This window comes from Rhizobium sp. R711 (assembly GCF_002211365.1).
Lineage (GTDB): Bacteria > Pseudomonadota > Alphaproteobacteria > Rhizobiales > Rhizobiaceae > Rhizobium.
Window position 1 is genome coordinate 109,146 of record NZ_LOKZ01000023.1, and the last position, 15,613, is coordinate 124,758.

The 15,613-nt window shown below is 58.6% G+C and carries 12 protein-coding genes and 5 pseudogenes; 11 read left to right on the forward strand and 6 right to left on the reverse strand.

All coding sequences use genetic code 11. The features are described 5' to 3' along the window. The first annotated feature begins 1 nt into the window (after position 1). Genes arsB through arsH form a run of 3 tightly spaced genes read left to right on the forward strand, consistent with a single transcriptional unit; the run spans position 2 to position 2,188 of the window. Positions 2 to 1,060, forward strand: a complete 1,059-nt coding sequence (arsB, locus tag ATY80_RS18725) for an ACR3 family arsenite efflux transporter (RefSeq protein ID WP_088693847.1) — start codon at positions 2 to 4, stop codon at positions 1,058 to 1,060. Further along, entirely contained in the window at positions 1,057 to 1,485 is a 429-nt protein-coding gene (arsC, locus tag ATY80_RS18730; RefSeq protein WP_189637207.1) for an arsenate reductase (glutaredoxin), read from the forward strand. Before arsB ends, arsC begins: the two co-directional genes overlap by 4 nt. Continuing rightward, positions 1,478 to 2,188: an arsenical resistance protein ArsH gene (gene arsH, locus ATY80_RS18735; protein WP_088693849.1), complete on the forward strand. Its 711-nt coding sequence runs from the start codon at positions 1,478 to 1,480 to the stop codon at positions 2,186 to 2,188. The genes arsC and arsH overlap by 8 nt, the downstream gene beginning before the upstream one ends. 2 nt (positions 2,189 to 2,190) lie before the next feature. On the opposite strand, the gene ATY80_RS28675 is transcribed toward arsH, so the two are convergent. Beyond that, on the reverse strand, positions 2,191 to 2,376 hold the full coding sequence (locus ATY80_RS28675; protein WP_141105574.1) for a hypothetical protein: 186 nt from the start codon (positions 2,374 to 2,376) through the stop codon (positions 2,191 to 2,193). A 272-nt stretch (positions 2,377 to 2,648) separates the two neighbouring features. Here ATY80_RS28675 and ATY80_RS18745 point away from each other — a divergent pair, with 272 nt between their 5' ends. The 8 genes and pseudogenes from ATY80_RS18745 (at position 2,649) to ATY80_RS29700 (ending at position 9,214) form a co-directional block, all read left to right on the forward strand. Next, positions 2,649 to 2,915: a hypothetical protein gene (locus ATY80_RS18745; protein ID WP_088693851.1), complete on the forward strand. Its 267-nt coding sequence runs from the start codon at positions 2,649 to 2,651 to the stop codon at positions 2,913 to 2,915. Next, positions 2,902 to 3,624, forward strand: a complete 723-nt coding sequence (locus ATY80_RS18750) for a LuxR C-terminal-related transcriptional regulator (RefSeq protein WP_088693852.1) — start codon at positions 2,902 to 2,904, stop codon at positions 3,622 to 3,624. The genes ATY80_RS18745 and ATY80_RS18750 overlap by 14 nt, the downstream gene beginning before the upstream one ends. 560 nt (positions 3,625 to 4,184) lie before the next feature. Further along, on the forward strand, positions 4,185 to 4,394 hold the full coding sequence (locus ATY80_RS29690) for an SMP-30/gluconolactonase/LRE family protein (protein WP_245306874.1): 210 nt from the start codon (positions 4,185 to 4,187) through the stop codon (positions 4,392 to 4,394). A 63-nt stretch (positions 4,395 to 4,457) separates the two neighbouring features. Further along, a complete protein-coding gene (locus tag ATY80_RS29695; RefSeq protein WP_280950696.1) occupies positions 4,458 to 4,721 on the forward strand; it encodes an SMP-30/gluconolactonase/LRE family protein in 264 nt (87 codons plus the stop codon). Between the two features lie 794 nt (positions 4,722 to 5,515). Beyond that, positions 5,516 to 6,148 (forward strand): annotated as a pseudogene (locus ATY80_RS18765) (ferric iron reductase); the annotation flags it as partial. Continuing rightward, positions 6,145 to 7,375, forward strand: a pseudogene (locus ATY80_RS18770) (MFS transporter). The pseudogenes ATY80_RS18765 and ATY80_RS18770, both read left to right, overlap by 4 nt. Further along, positions 7,372 to 8,532, forward strand: a complete 1,161-nt coding sequence (locus tag ATY80_RS18775) for an ABC transporter substrate-binding protein (protein WP_088693854.1) — start codon at positions 7,372 to 7,374, stop codon at positions 8,530 to 8,532. Before ATY80_RS18770 ends, ATY80_RS18775 begins: the two are co-directional and overlap by 4 nt. Positions 8,533 to 8,875: 343 nt before the next feature. Beyond that, the gene (locus ATY80_RS29700) at positions 8,876 to 9,214 is read left to right on the forward strand and encodes an iron chelate uptake ABC transporter family permease subunit (protein WP_245306875.1); all 339 of its coding nucleotides are present in this window, start codon (positions 8,876 to 8,878) and stop codon (positions 9,212 to 9,214) included. Between the two features lie 514 nt (positions 9,215 to 9,728). On the opposite strand, the gene ATY80_RS18790 is transcribed toward ATY80_RS29700, so the two are convergent. From ATY80_RS18790 to ATY80_RS18810, 5 genes and pseudogenes are all read right to left on the reverse strand, one after another. Beyond that, positions 9,729 to 11,870: a TonB-dependent siderophore receptor gene (locus tag ATY80_RS18790; RefSeq protein WP_088693855.1), complete on the reverse strand. Its 2,142-nt coding sequence runs from the start codon at positions 11,868 to 11,870 to the stop codon at positions 9,729 to 9,731. A gap of 562 nt (positions 11,871 to 12,432) precedes the next feature. Beyond that, positions 12,433 to 12,848: pseudogene (locus tag ATY80_RS18795) on the reverse strand (NUDIX hydrolase). 135 nt (positions 12,849 to 12,983) lie between these two features. Then, positions 12,984 to 13,820, reverse strand: coding sequence for an inositol monophosphatase family protein (locus ATY80_RS18800; RefSeq protein WP_088693856.1), 837 nt, complete (start codon positions 13,818 to 13,820; stop codon positions 12,984 to 12,986). A gap of 31 nt (positions 13,821 to 13,851) precedes the next feature. Then, positions 13,852 to 14,904, reverse strand: a pseudogene (locus ATY80_RS18805) (ABC transporter ATP-binding protein). Then, positions 14,867 to 15,317 (reverse strand): annotated as a pseudogene (locus ATY80_RS18810) (iron ABC transporter permease); the annotation flags it as partial. The pseudogenes ATY80_RS18810 and ATY80_RS18805, both read right to left, overlap by 38 nt. Positions 15,318 to 15,613: the final 296 nt, after the last annotated feature.

Here is a 15,613-nt window from a genome sequence, read left to right on the forward strand (position 1 = left end):
TATGTCGACCTTCGAACGTTACCTGACCGTCTGGGTCTTTCTCTGCATCGTCGTCGGCATCGCGCTCGGGCACGTGATGCCCGGCATCTTCCATGCCATCGGGGCGGCCGAGATCGCCAAGGTGAACATTCCGGTCGCCGTGCTGATCTGGCTGATGGTCATCCCGATGCTGTTGAAGATCGACTTCAGCTCGCTGGCGAAGGTCGGTAGCTATTGGCGCGGGATCGGGGTGACCCTCTTCGTCAACTGGGCCGTCAAGCCGTTTTCGATGGCACTATTGGGCTGGCTGTTCGTCGGATGGCTCTTCCGCCCACTCCTGCCTACCGACCAGATCGACTCGTATATTGCTGGCCTGATCATTCTGGCGGCCGCTCCGTGCACGGCCATGGTGTTCGTATGGTCGAACCTCACCAAGGGCGAACCCCACTTCACTCTCTCGCAGGTCGCGCTCAACGACGCCATCATGATCGTCGCCTTCGCTCCCATTGTCGGCCTGCTGCTGGGGCTGTCGGCGATCAGCGTGCCGTGGGATACCCTGACGATCTCCGTCGTCCTCTACATCCTGATCCCGGTCGCCATCTCCCAGATCGTCCGCAAGCGTCTGACGGCCGACGGCACCACACGATCGCTGGATGCGCTTCTGGCAAGGCTTCAGCCTCTTTCCCTCGTCGCCCTCCTCGCCACCCTGATCCTTCTCTTCGGATTCCAGGGAGAGCAGATCATCGCACAGCCTGCCGTGATCGGCCTGCTGGCTGTGCCGATCCTGATCCAGGTCTACTTCAACTCGGGTCTGGCCTACCTCTTGAACCGGATGTCGGGCGAACAGCATTGCGTCGCCGGGCCGTCGGCTCTCATTGGAGCCAGCAATTTCTTCGAGCTTGCGGTCGCTGCTGCCATCAGCCTCTTCGGCTTCCAGTCAGGCGCGGCGCTTGCGACCGTCGTCGGGGTCCTGATCGAGGTTCCCGTGATGCTATCGGTGGTCTGGATCGTGAACCGCACCAAGGGCTGGTACGAGGCCGCACCCGCCGTATCCCGACACACCGTCACCGAAAGGACATGACCATGGACGTCACCATCTACCACAACCCCGCCTGCGGAACGTCGCGGAACACCCTCGAAATGATCCGCAACGCTGGCATCGAGCCGACCGTGATCGAATATCTCAAGACGCCCCCGTCCCGAGCCGAACTCGTGAAGATGATCGCCGATGCTGGCCTGACGGTACGCCAAGCCATCCGCGAGAAGGGAACGCCGTACGAAGAACTCGGCCTCGACAATCCGGCACTGACCGATGACCAGTTGCTCGATGCCATGCTCAAGGAACCGAGCCTGATCAACCGTCCGTTCGTCGTCACGCCGCTCGGCACCCGGTTGAGCCGGCCGTCCGAAGCGGTGCTCGATATCCTGCCTGAAACCCATCAAGGTGCTTTCACCAAGGAAGACGGCGAGAAGGTTCTCGACGAGAAGGGGAAGCGCATTGTCTGAGGCATTTCCCGCTCTCGAAGAGCGGCATCTGCGCCAGCCTGACCTGGATGCCCTTCGCCCGCAGTTCTCGTCACATAAGCCGCGCATCCTCATCCTCTACGGCTCGCTCCGGGAGGTCTCCTACAGCAGGCTTCTCGCCCACGAGGCGCGCCGTCTGCTTGAGCGCTTGGGATGCGAGGTCAGGGTCTTCGATCCCAAGGGCCTTCCCTTGCCCGATGAAGCTCCCGTGACCCATTCCAAGGTGCAGGAACTCCGAGAGCTGTCCGAATGGTCCGAGGGCCAGGTGTGGGTCAGCCCCGAGCGCCATGGCGCGATGACAGGGATCATGAAGTCGCAGATCGATTGGATTCCCCTTGCCGTAGGCTCGGTGCGGCCGACGCAGGGAAAGACACTCGCGGTGATGCAGGTATCCGGCGGCTCGCAATCGTTCAACGCGGTCGGACAGCTTCGCATCCTCGGTCGCTGGATGCGGATGATCACAATTCCCAACCAGTCCTCGGTTGCCATGGCCTACCGGGAATTCGATGCCGAAGGACGGATGAAGCCGTCGTCCTACTACGACCGTGTAGTGGACGTCTGCGAGGAGTTGGTGAAGTTCACGCTACTGACGCGCGATACCTCTTCCTACCTGACGGACCGCTACAGCGAGCGGAAGGAAGACGCTGCCAAGCTCGAACCGCGGGTTCAGTTGACATCGATCTGATCTCAGCTCCAGCGGCGGCGAGGCTCCGGCTCGTCTCCATCGCTGGCGAAGACGGCCATGCCGGCAGTACCGAGGGCCGCCGTGGCGAACAGGAAATAGGCCGATACCAATACGCTCCATGGCCATCGCGAAGACGAAAGGCGCGGCGCCCACTGCGAGCCGCGCCGCCGGGTTGGCCGAAGCGACATTGATGGCGCCCCTGCGGGCAAACAAGATCTCAGGTCGCGCACCTCCGACCACTCGGACAAAAAGATTCGAGGTAATCAGCGTAGCCGCGCCATCGAAGCAAAAATCGTTTTTCCAGTGGAGGTTATGTGCGTCAAGTTCGCGCCAATTTGGGTGGTCATGCGGCTTGGCGCAGAATGAGCTTTTCGTACTCTCCTGGTCGTCCATATTGATGTAACGGTGGGTCTCCATCGAGGTCCAAAAAATTGGGGCAGACAAATTAACGATTGAAAAAATGGCGATTACGACGACTAATCAATCAACCAGAAACCACCAAATGCAGCTGGTGATCGACACTCTGTTGTCGCAAATCGCCGGCTTCGTCGGACGTGAATCCGGCAGGTTTCCTCGAAAGCTAGACCTTGCGGCTACGACGCTGTTCGAAGCGACAGACGGGCTTCTGGTACGGTTTGTTGCTTATGCTGATAGCGCTCTCTTAACTGTTTCTCCCCAGAATGGTCAGTCACTTGGTTTTCAAAGGGATCGGGATGGCCTTCAATGAGCGCGTAGGCGACATCACACGCTACGCTGATTTGTCTTCGGTTCCGACGGTCCGGCGACTGCGCGATAACGCGCTCGTCGAAAGACTGCGGAAAGCCGTTTCATTCGAGTACGTGACCATCGGCGGTCTGGATCTGGAAGGCTACGAATTCGGCCTCAGCCAATCGATCGACAGCGATATGCCTCCGCATTACATGGAGGCCTATTTTGCTGAAAAGATGAGTCCACGAGACCCGTTGGTTGCCGTGGGCAAGACAAGGAAGACGACCTACACCGAGGAAGAGGCTTTCGATCTGATCTCGCCGCCGCAGAGACTGCTTTATCTTTCTCGCGCCCATGGGGTTCGAAACAGAATTCTGTTTCCACTGTCCAGGAAAGACATCGTTTACGGCGCTGTCTGCTTCACCAACGCCCGGCCATTCACGCAAGGCGAATGCGAGTTTTTGTCATTGATGGCCGAACCATTGCACACGGCTGTCACCAAACCCATCATGGACAGATTTGCTGCCGACCAGCTTCGTCTGACCAAGGGCGAACTTCTTTGTCTGAAAATGGCCGGCCGGGGTTTGACGAGTGAAGAGATCTCCAACGAGTCAGACTACGCATTGGAAACAATCAACAGCTACCTCAAATCGGCGACCCGCAAACTTGGAGCATCCAACCGCCTCCAGGCGGTCGCCGAAGCGATCAGAAGACGTCTGATCGACTGAATTGCTGAAGTCGGATTGCCTCCACGGACGCCTGATCTGCGTTGCGCAGGTGACGCACGCGCCAGCTTGCCTGCGAGCCGCTGCTTCCCTTTCTGGTCCGTTCCATCGGCTTTGGTGTGCGACTGATACGTGTCGGCGTCAGGTCTAAGCAACGCAACGCCCAGCAGGCAGAAGCTTGCTATATGCTCTCCGTCGTGTGGACGAGGATGGCGGCGGCCGCACATGGCAGCCTGATCGCCGGCTCGCTCTATGACAAGCCGCCGAAGGCTTAGATTTTTTGTTCTGGAGTGTCGGCGCGACCGAAGGTCCTGCGTCCTGGGGAGGTGCAGCTGACAAAGGAGACGCACATGCCCGCAAATGTATTGTTGCAAGGAAGTGGACTGGTCGAATGCCCGCGTTGGCATGAGGCGAGCTGAGCCGATTGGACCGGTGGCGAGATCCGATGCCTTGAAAAGGCAAACCAATCGCGGCTAGTCGTTCCTGCGAACCCTCCACCGCTGTCATTCGATTTCAGCTCGGGGAACGAGCTTTTCGTGGTCCAGTCCGGCTCGGCATCACTCATGCGTTTCGATGGCGAGTGGTTGAAAGAGTTCGCCATGATGGGTCCGGGCACTTGGAACGAAATCGTCATTGACGCTGCAGGCAGGATCTATGTCAACGGTCCTTCAATCGCGCTGATCCTGCCGGATGGCAGCGTAGAGAAACAAGCCGAGGGATTTCAGTTTCCCAATGGGAAAGTTGGGCCAAGTAGCTCACTGCTTTCGACGTAGCGCCTGACGGTCGGCTGTGTAACCGGAGGATCTGGGCAAAGCTTCCCGGCCCCCCTCGACGGAATATGCTTCGACAGCGAGGGAGCTATCTGGTACGCGGATGTTCCCAATGCCTATTGCTGCCGCGTCCGAGAAGGCGGCGAAATGCTTGATGAGGTCAAGGTAGATCGGGGCGCTTTCGCCTGCATGCTCGGCGGCGACAATCGGTCGACCCTCTTCGTTACCACGGCACGATGGTTTGGCATGGACAAGATGGATCAGATGGCCGGAACCGGTCAAATCGTCTCTGTCGAAGTGAACGGCTCCCGGGGCCGGCCGTACAATTAAATGCTCGCTTCGCGCAGGTCAGCGTCGGTGGCAGTATCGGCAAGCAACGAAATTCGGCTAGCGCGCTGGATTGCCACTCGGCGCTTATGATGTATCGCCTCACGCTGCGGGAATGATGAGCGCCCCTTTAAGGGGATGCAACATGTCGAACCACGCCGCGGACAGAATCGGAAGATTCGACGTCGATGGAACCGCCATTCGGCTTCAGCTGGCTCCAGAAGTTCTTCTCGCCTCTCACGCCCCGCCGGCCCGACGCCGGGCTTACGCTGCAACCAATCCATGCGTCGAACGGACCGTGTTTGGCAATGAATTCCGGGCTCGCCACCAGCACCTGCTCACTCGCGCTAGATTGCGTACGACAGGTTGGAGTCGTCCAGGCTCGGTCTGATCCTCAGGGCGACGTCATATCCATCTGCGATCACATTCACGCGCCGGTTTGTCAAATCGAGTTCAAGCTGGGCCGTCGGATGTGCCTTCAGACACTTGCCTAGCACCGACGCAAGGGATCGTGCTCATTGATTTCCATCTCCTCTTGAGGCTCGACGAAACGATCCGATGTACCCGTTGCCACGTGCAACGAAGCAAGACTCAACGTCCGTCAACTTGCCGACCCCTTAAGGTCAGGTCTTCGGGAAATCGACAGGCACTGCGAGAACCATTCGTTGACAAAGTTGCAATGATCGCGTTAAAGGTGCGATATAACATGACTAATATAATCAAGTTTTGGGCGCTGTATCGTCAAATTGGACACCACCAAGAGGTAGCTAACATCATGAAATTTCATTTTCTATGCCCTGGCTGCAAGTCCCGTCGATGGACGGCCGCTGATCTGCGAACTGATCGCGCGCATGGGCAATGATCGGCCAGCGGCTGCGAAGTTCTTTCGCAGCTATGTCGCAGTCGTTTTGAGGCCAACGATTGCCATGTATCTTTTGTATGGCATCGCCTTCGAAGCTCACCAGCAGAACAGCACGGTCCTCTTCGATCCATCAGGGTGCGCGCAGCGGATGCTCATTCGAGACTTCGGTGATGGCCGGAGCTTCGCCCCCCTGTTCGAGGCCCGAGGATATCAGCTGAAGCCCTTCAGCCGCGCCGGTATCTTGCCGACCACCTTCAACGACGACATCGCTCTTGTTCGCTCGTTCGTCATCGACGCCTGCTTCGTTTGCCATCTCCATGAAGTGGCGCTTTGCCTGAACGAACATTTCGGGCTCCGCGAAGCATGGTCGATCCTGAGGCAGAAGACGGAAGAAGCGTTTGACCGGGTACGACCCCGCATGCTGTCCGAAGAATTTTGGCTGGAGGAGCGGGAGGCGTTTCTCAATCGCCCTTGGCCGACCCGTTCCGTCTTGCGCATGCATCTCGAGCGATATCGCGACTATCGTCTGGAGCATGAACTGCCAAACCCGCTGACCAAGACGCCATGACGGGGACTGTTGCGGTGATACGAGGCTTCGGGCCGGTCTTTGCTATTCTCTTCGGCCTACAGTTCATCTCCATGGGAGCCATGGAGGAGCGGCCCGTTCTGGCCACTGCGCATCGAGGAATTGTCGTCGTCAGGCGGAATTTTCGCACTGGCGGGAATCGGCGTCTATGTGTGCCCAATGGTCGGCGTCTCTCTTACCAGCGCTCTCTGGGGACGGATGGGTGACCGCTACGGCAACCGGCTGATGATGGTCAGAGCGCTTGCCGGGCTTTCGATCACACAGCTCCTCGTTTCCTTTGCTCAGGACATCTGGCTGATCCTGCTCCTGCGGTTCCTGCAGGGATGTTGCGCCGGCTATATCGCGCCAGCCCAGGCCTATGGCATCCAGATTACGGGCGGCCGTAACCGAGGGGTGCTTCTGACCTGGCTTCAGGTGGCGACCAATGTCGGTTCGCTCGGTGGCGCTTTCCTGGGCGGCCTCATCCTGGATGCATCCTCCTTCACGACGATCAACCTGGCGGCCGGTTTCATCTGCGCCGTCTGTGCCATTGCCGCTTGGGCGATCTTGCCGCGACCGTTGGCGGAGGCGAGCAGAACTGACCGAGCCCTGGTGCGGCAAGATCATGTCGCCAAAGGCCGCGCCACAGCGCCCGTCTGGGGCCTGTTGGCACTGATGGGAATGATGCTTGCTAGCCGAATGGTTTTGCAGGTGCCTTTCGCGCTGTACATGGCTGAGGTGTTTCGTGCTCCTCACTGGGTCACTGGCTTCAGCTATGGCCTCCTGGCGCTCGGCTTTGTCGTGGCGGCTCCGCTCTGGGCGCAATTTTTCAATGACCGTTCGGCAAGCTTCGTCCTTGGTTGGATGGTCCCGATTGCCGGCGGATGCGCCTTGCTCACCATTCTTGCCGGCCTGACCCGCGCGGTCGAATATTTCGCCGTGATCTATCTGTGTTGGGGCAGCCTGTTGGGCGGTACGACACCCATTCTCGTGGCGCTCATTTCCGCAGCTGCAGCCGATGGTCGTCAGGGCTCGGTGCTAGGCACTGCCCAGTCCTGGCAGCAGGTGGCGTCCGTGGCTGGCATCGCCATCGGAGCTGGCGCTACGCAGATATTCGGACTTGTAAGCGTTTATCCTCTCGTGTCGCTGCTCTATGCAGCATCGCTCTTTGCCGCCGTCGGGCTGTGGTTGTCTGCACGCTCGCGCCTACCTGTTGGAGAACCCCTGTGACGTGCCTTCGCCCCTACGCGTTTGCGATAATCCTCTTGCTCACGCTGTTCGCTACGCTCTCTGCTCGCGCCGAAAATGACGCAGCTTTGCAAACGACGATCACCGTCAAGGATATTGCCGGGCGCGACGTGCAAATCAACGTGCCCGTCCGCCGGATGCTGCTTGGAGAAGGCAGGCAGCTCTACCTGGTCGCCTCGCTCGACAGAGAGGATCCGCTACAGCGCATCGTCGCATGGCGTAACGACCTGATCGAAGCCGATCCTGCCACCTACAAGCAGTATCTCGACAAATTCCCCGCGCTCGCGAAATTGCCGACCTTCAAGGGAAATGAAGGAAGCCTGATCGATATCGAATCCGCGATCGTCAAGAAGCCCGACGTGGTTCTCCTTAACCTCGAAGCCAAACGGGCCAATGAAGATGCTCAGTATATCGAAAAGCTCGCGTCGCTCGATATACCGGTCCTCTACATCGATTTCCGGCACTATCCGCTTCAAAACACGGACCCCACCATCCGGTTGCTCGGCAAGATCATGGGGCGCGAGCAGCGAGCGGAAGATGTGATCGCGTTCCGCAAACAGGCCATGGAACGGGTAGAGGATGTGCTTGCGAAGGCGAAGCCGGACCGTCCGAAGGTTTTTATCGAACGTATCGGCGGATATACGGAGGACTGCTGCCTGTCGTTCGGCGCCGAGAATTTCGGCAAATATGTCGAACTGGCTGGCGGACACAATATCGGCGATGATTTTCTGCCCTCGACGTTCGGTCAGCTTAGTCCCGAACAGGTGGTCGTCTCCAATCCCGATCATGTCATTGTCACCAGCACCGATTGGCAGGCCTACATGCCTGGCGGCCGCTGGATTCCGGTCGGCCCAAACGCAGATCTGGATGCGTCGAGGAAGAAGCTCGAGTGGTACACGACGCGGGATGCCTATGCCGGGACCACGGCGCAGACCAAGCGCAACTTTCACGCCATATGGCATCAGTTTTATAACAGCCCCTATGAGTTTATCGCGGTCCAATGGATTGCAAAATGGCTTCACCCGGATCTCTTCGCCGATCTCGACCCAAACAAGACATTCGCCGAATATCACAAGCTCTTTCTGCCGATCGTGTATCAGCCCGGCTACGCCGTCAGCCTCGATACCCAAGTACAATGACCGAAAGCCAGACAGCCATGGGCCGCGTCAAGCGGTCGGCCGCCAACGCCTTGCCAGTCTCAGAAAACATCTTTTGCTTTGCCTGCTGCTTAGCGCCGTGGTCCTCGTCCTTCTCGTCGATATCCCCACCGGTCCGACATGATGGGGGGATTGGGAAATGTTCTGGAGACGGTGCTGATGCCGTCAGAAGCGCGGCCGCAGATGCGCGTCGTTGTCTGGTCCCTTCGCATGCCATCGGTCCTCGTGCCCGTTTTTGTCGGAACGGCGTTGGCTACAACCCGCCGTCGAACCGGGCAGCAAGCTTCGGCGCGGCGCTCGCTCTCGCTTCCGGTCGCCGGCGAATATGGGCAGTCTGACCAAAGCAACCCGGCCGAGGTTTGCGGTGACAGTCGCTGTCCTGGTTCTCACGATTCCGATCTTCGTCTATCGACGCTCGCAGTTGACGGCGCTTAGGCTCGGAGAGGCCAGCGCGACCTCCTTCGGAATCCCGGTTCGTCGCTGCGACTGCAAAACGCTCGTAGCCCCCATGCGGCGGAAGAGAAATCATCGCGCCGCTCGACGCCGTCGCGGCTGGCAAGTCAACACCTCTGCGCCGCATAGCCGGCATATTTTCTGGCACGGAGGAGCTGGCGGGCGTCGATTCTTGCGAAACTGCGATCGGATATATGCCGCGCTGCTTTGACCGTCTTCGAAACCAGGCTCTCGACGCTTAAGCAGACCAGTGGCTGAAGCTGGCTAATGCAGACCTTCATGAGGTCGAGCAGGCATGGCCGTTTTGCAAATCGCAGATCTCGCCCCCGACCATGTTTCGGAAATGGAGGCGGTCAGCTAGCTCGTTGCGCTTGCTCAATGCATCGTCCGCGCTCCCACAGTACCTCTTCTCGACGAGTAGACGAGTGCGCTTGATCTCCATCGTCGACGCCATGGGGCGTGTCGGGTCGCTGGCAAAGCAACAGGGACTATTCGTCATCGCCGTCCATGACCTGAAGTGGGAGACGAAATCCCCGACAGATCCCTGTTCTTGCGTATGGAACGCTGCATGCGTTCGGCCAGCCCACCGAAGGCTTGACGCCCGCAAATCTCGAGACGGCTTTTCGAGTAAAAAACTGTCTCGAGATATGGTCTCAAGGCAAACTTCATCTGATCGTCGATGATGCAATGTGAGGTTTGGCCTTCAGTGAGAGCGTCCGACCGCCTTAAAAATCGGTGGTCATCGATACCTTGAAGGTCCGCGGCGCACCCTGGGCAACTGTGCTGAAGCTTGCGACCCCCGACCAGTAATCCTTATCGAAGACGTTTTCGACGGCGGCCCTGAACGTGACGGGCCTGTTTTCGATCTCCGTCTTGTAGCGGGCGCCCAGGTCAAGCCGCGTCCAGGAAGGAATCTTCAAGGTGTTCGTCGCGTTGATATACTGCTCGCCGGTGTGAACGACATTGGCGGTCAGCGTCAGGCCGTCGAGCAAAGACGTATCCCATTCCGCCCCGATGTTCGCCTGGATCTTGGGCACGCCAATAGGGCGCTTGCCTCGGGTCGCGGCGCTCGATGTATTTGTCAATTCGCCATCCATCAGCATCAAGCCGCCAAGCAAGCGCAGATCATCCGTGACCTCGCCAAACACGTTGAACTCAACGCCACGATTGCGCTGTTGCCCACCAGCGGTGAAGACCTGGCCGCTGCCCGTTGGCTCCAACTGGCCGAAGGCCTTCTCGATCTGGAATGCGCTGACAGTCATGGCAATCTGGCCGAGGTCGATTTTGGTGCCGATCTCGTACTGGGTCGTTTTATAAGGAGGGAGTGTTTGCCCGGCATTGATGGCCGTGGCGGGAGCCGTATCGCCGATGCTCAGGCCTTGCGCGTAGTTGGCATAGAAGGAAACCTCATCAAAGGGGCGGACAACGAGGCCAACAAGCGGCGTGATGGCGTCCTCGTCCGAGGACGACGAGACAGCACCCGTCGTTGCATTGAAGTTCCTTGAGTCGATCTGCTGGAAGCGACCGCCAAGAGTGAGCTGCACCCGATCGTCCAGCATCGACAAGGTGTCGGACAAGCCTGCACCAGACAGTCTGGCTTCCGAGACTTTTGGCACTGAACTGGGATCAGCGACGAACTGCTCGATGCGACGGATAGGGTCGTACATGTTGCTCAACTGAGCGGTGCCTGAAATGATCGCGCGATCGAGGCTCTGGTGGAGATAACTCGTCTGCAGGGTCATCGTGTGGGAGACCGGCCCAGTGTCGAACTTGGCGCGGATACCCGTTTCCGCCGTAAGTCTGTCGACGTCGAAAACCGCATTTTGCGGCGTGATGCTGACGTCGCCATCCGGGTTGAGGATGGTGGGCAGACCAAAAAGGCGATGCACGTGAGAATTGCCGCCGCCGGCGGCGCCAAACCAGGTAATATCGTCGGTCAGATCATATTCCACCCGGCCCAAAACCGAACGGTCCGCGCTCTTTGACCACTCCCACGGTTCCTGGACGTTGAGCGACCCGTCGGGTGCCCTCGGCACGACCAAGCCGCTCGTCTGGAAGAAGGGACGCTGTGGCGCGTCGAAAGTTTCGCGCTGTCCGATCACGTCGAGTGTGGCCCGAAGATCTTCTCCTTGATAATCAAGAGCCATGGCTCCGACATAAAAGTCTCGTGTCTGATCGTCTATCGGCGTGTCACCACCGTGGGCGCTACCGTTCAAACGAATGCCAAATTGCCGTTCATCGCCGAAGCGGCGCGATACATCGACATGAACACCGCCCTGCAGGTCGGACGCGTAGTCGGTTGTCAGCCGCGTAAGATCCTCGTCGAGCGCACGCTTCGGAACGATGTTGATGGTGCCGCCAACGGCGCTGTTAGGAGAGATTCCGTACAGGAAAGCTGTCGGTCCCTTGAGCACCTCGACCCGCTCTGCATACTCGGTAAAAACGCGGTAGGTGGGAGCGATCCCATAAATCCCGTCAAATGCGATTTCGCCGGCGTTTCCTTCACCGACCGGAAAGCCTCTGATGTAGAAGGAATCCAGCATCCCACCCGAGGAGTGAGTATTTCTGACAGATGGATCGTTGTCCATCACCTCGCCGACGGTCTGGGCATCCTGATCTTCGATTGTCTGGGATGTATATGCAGTCACATTAAAAGGGATCTCCATCAAATCCCGGTTTCCCAGAGCCCCCAAGCGTGCGCCCTTTGCGACCTGGCCGCCTGCGTAGTCGCCCGGGAGGTTTCCGATCGTGGAAGTAGCGTCTTCCGCGGTTATCATGATTGGTGCCAACTCGGTGGCACTCTGCCCGTACGCGGCACCGTTTGCCACAGCGGTCATGACTGCTGTGCACCCTAATATAGACTTCATGCAAAATCCCCTAACCAATCGACGCCTGAGCTCGCGAGCTGCGACCATCGGCACAAACCGCTAAATAACATGATAAAAGTTGTCAAGATTTAAGATGGTGCATATGTGCCTGAAGCCACGGTGGAATCACCGTCTTCACGGTCGGCCCTGCTGGCATGATCTCTTATGCGCAAACGCCAAGGGCGCCTGGCTGCGACGACTTGTTTACGCTGGTATACCCATGCGATTGGAAGCATTTGTCATGATGCTGGACGCCGACGACGCCTCAACCCGGGGACTGATGAGAGCCGGGGGGCAGTACTATCGATCCATATCTATCCGCACGACGAACCCTTGAGCCGCCAGCTTTTCATCAGGGTTCGGGCTGAATTAATGACCTATCGGAGGCGATGGCGGCCTGGCATTCGCCAGCTTGCCAACGGTCGCGATCTAGGCGAGATCCAATCGAGCTTCCATGACGACCGAACTCTCGACAATCAGATGCCCGGAATATGATCAACAGGCTTTGTCAGCCAAAATCGTCCTTCTTGCGGCCGCGGACCTTGAAGTCCACCAAGCCATTCTAGTCGACCTCGCAAATGAGTCGCGCCGCCCCATCAGGGCCGACCCATTCGAGAATACGCTGGCCCTGCTCCTTGAAGGCGTCACCAACCTCGGTGACTTCGACCTGAAACATGTCAACGATGCAGGGGCGGCTTCGTCGTCGGCGAATTCTTTCAGGTAGGTACAGCGGCCGACCGGTTTCTTCCGTTCCGCTCCGCGAACGCCTGCTTCCTCCCAGACTTCGATCGCCGCGGCTTCGAAGGGCTTTTTACCTTTCATCGCCCATCCCTGCGGAATGACTCGGCGCGCACTTTCCCCGCGAAGCGATCACCAGGACTTGGATCCCGCCTTCAACCTCGGTGTAGCGGAAGCAGAGAGCGCCGTATTGTTGACGGAACGACGGGAAAACGGGTCGGTGGCGAGCGGCCGGAGCAACGGCTGAGATTTGTTCGGTCACATCGTATGAAGACTCCAAAAAAACCGGCACGCCCGCTTCCCCTCCCTGAGAGCACGTTCATGACACATGATTACAATCTTTCGCGGGCAACCAGCAACCGGACACGGGCAAGGCTAACCATCCGCCCTCTCACCATCCGGATCGATTGCCGCCGTTATATAGTGGATCTTCAACAACTCAGAATAGGCCGAAACGTTGCTGGCCAAAACAGGCTGCCCCTTCAGCAAATCTTCCCCCTCAGTCGAAAACGGCAGATATTCACCTCCGGCTTCTTTGACCAGGCAGTAGCCCGCCATGCAGTCCCAGGCCCGCATATGCGGTTCGTAATAGCCGACCAGTCGGCCTGCTGCCACATAGGCAAGCATGAGCGCGCCGGAGCCGTTTCGGATAAATGTGCCGCCAGTGCTGAGCAAGGCCGTTATGATGGAGCCGACACGCTCCGGGGCCACATGCGTGTTGCAGCCGATACCAGTCATCGCATTCTGTATCGTGCGGGACGGATCAAGGGACAGCATCTCTGCGTTCAAGCTCGCGCCAAGGCCCAGAGCGGCAGCATAGAGCTCATTGGCGCATGGCACCTGGATCACGCCGATGACGGGAATGCCGCCACGCAGGACAGCGATCGAAACGCACCAGGTCGGCATGCCGTTGACGAAAGGCGCGGTCCCGTCGATCGGATCGACCACCCAAGTGTAGCCCGAGTTTCCGCTTTGGTGGCCATACTCTTCACCGAGAAACCCGTCATCGGGAATTGCGGCGGCAACCTGTTCGCGCAGGAAAGTCTCAACGTTCCGATCCGCTATCGACACGACATCCTGAAGATCGCGTTTTGTCTCGATCACGAGAGTGTCCCGCTTGTTGAAATAGTCAAGCGCAAGCGCACCCGCTTTCTCAGCGAGAGATTTTGCGAGAGCGAAACGCTGCTCCAGGTCTGTATCATGTACGATCATACTACTATTCCTTAATTGAACTTCGCAAGTTTCAGGCATTGATCAGCGCAATATCACGGCTCTCGAACCCGAGTGTGACATTGCTCGCCGGCGAAGGATCCCTCTCTACGGTGTTATCGATGACCAAGAGCGTTCCAACGTCAGTTTCAACCTCATATTCCATATGTCCGCCGAGATAGCGCAGTGCCCTTTATGATGATCGAACTAGGCCTAGCAGCAAGTTTCGCCAGGCCCGGTTTTGCCACGCGCCCTTTCAGGCGATGGTTCAGACCGGCTACGCGGATGACGGCCTCGCCATCGTCGATGCGGATCACCTCGCAGGGGATGACATTGGCTTCCCCCATGAAGTCGGCGATGAAGGAGGACACCGGCTCTTCGTAAAGCTCACGTGGTGTGCCGACCGGGCGATCTCGCCATCCTTCACGACGATGATGCGGTCGGACACCGCCAGAGCCTCATCCTGGTCGTGCGTGACATAAACGACGGTGAAGCCAGAACGCTGCTGAAGCTCAGCGGATGTCCGTGTGAGCCTTGCGGCGCAAGCGCGCATCCAGATTGGAGAGCGGCTCATCGAGCAGCAGCACCTGCGGCTCCAGCACCAGTGCGCGGGCAACAGCAACGCGCTGCTGCTGGCCGCCGGAGAGTTCGGCGGGAAGGCGATTGCCCACACCGACAAGGCCGACGAGCGCCAGCCCCTCATCCGCTTGTCCCGCGCGTCCCTTCGACTGAGGCCGGAAGATTCCAGGCCATAGGCGACGTTGTCGCGGGCATTCACATGTGGAAACAGCGCATAAGACTGGAACACCATCGAGACATCGCGCTCATTGGCCGGCAGCATCGTGACATCCTTGCCGCCGATGAGGACTTTTCCGGCCGAAGGATGTTCGAGGCCGGCCAGCATGCGCAGCGTCGTTGTCTTGCCGCAACCCGAAGGGCCGAGCAGGGTGAGGAGCGTGCCGAACTCGATGCTCAGCGATAGCTCTGGGATGGCAGTGAAGCCGCCGAACGTCCTGCGCACGTTCTGACGGAACCGGCTTTCTGGTTGATCATGCGACTTTCTCCTGACGAGACGAAGCGGAGGCAGCAAGGCCGGCAACGCGGTTTTCACGGCGCAGACGGCGCTCGCCCACAATGAGTTGGAAGCCGGCGATGACGATGATCATCACGACGATCAGCATCGAGGAATTGGCGTTCGCCACGCCATATTCGCCATTCTCGACGAGGCCGACGATGTAGGAGGTCGCCATGTTGTATTGCGCGCTGACGAGGAAGATGACGGAGCGGTAGAATGACCTTGCGGATTGTGCGGAAGCTGTTGGCGCGGAGCGTCAGCGAGGCTCGTCCAGGCTCTTGTCGAGCTGACCGATCGCCGCAATACCACCGCGCACGCCGACCGGCATGTTGGGGAAGACGAAGCAGGCGAACAGGATGAGCGCCGAGCCTCATTTCAAGCGGCGGCAGATTGAAGGCCATGATGCAACTGACGCCGATGATCGAAGGACAAATGAGATGAAGTCAGGATGTTGTCGTCCTGCTGAAGCTGATCAGCTTGCATGACCAGGAGCTGGAAAGAGCTCTGAATTAGCAAGACCGAAATTGTCCAATCCATCAAAAGAAGCGTCGCCTCCGGCATTGCCAGAAAAGACAATGCCAAGACCGAGCCGCGACTACACCGACGCAATCTATTCAATTTCATCGTCAATGGGCTATGTCGGCTGATCGGGGTCGCAATGGATCATGAAGGCCTTTTCGCCTCCGCACTCGACGAGGCTGCTTCGCTGTCGCCGATCGGT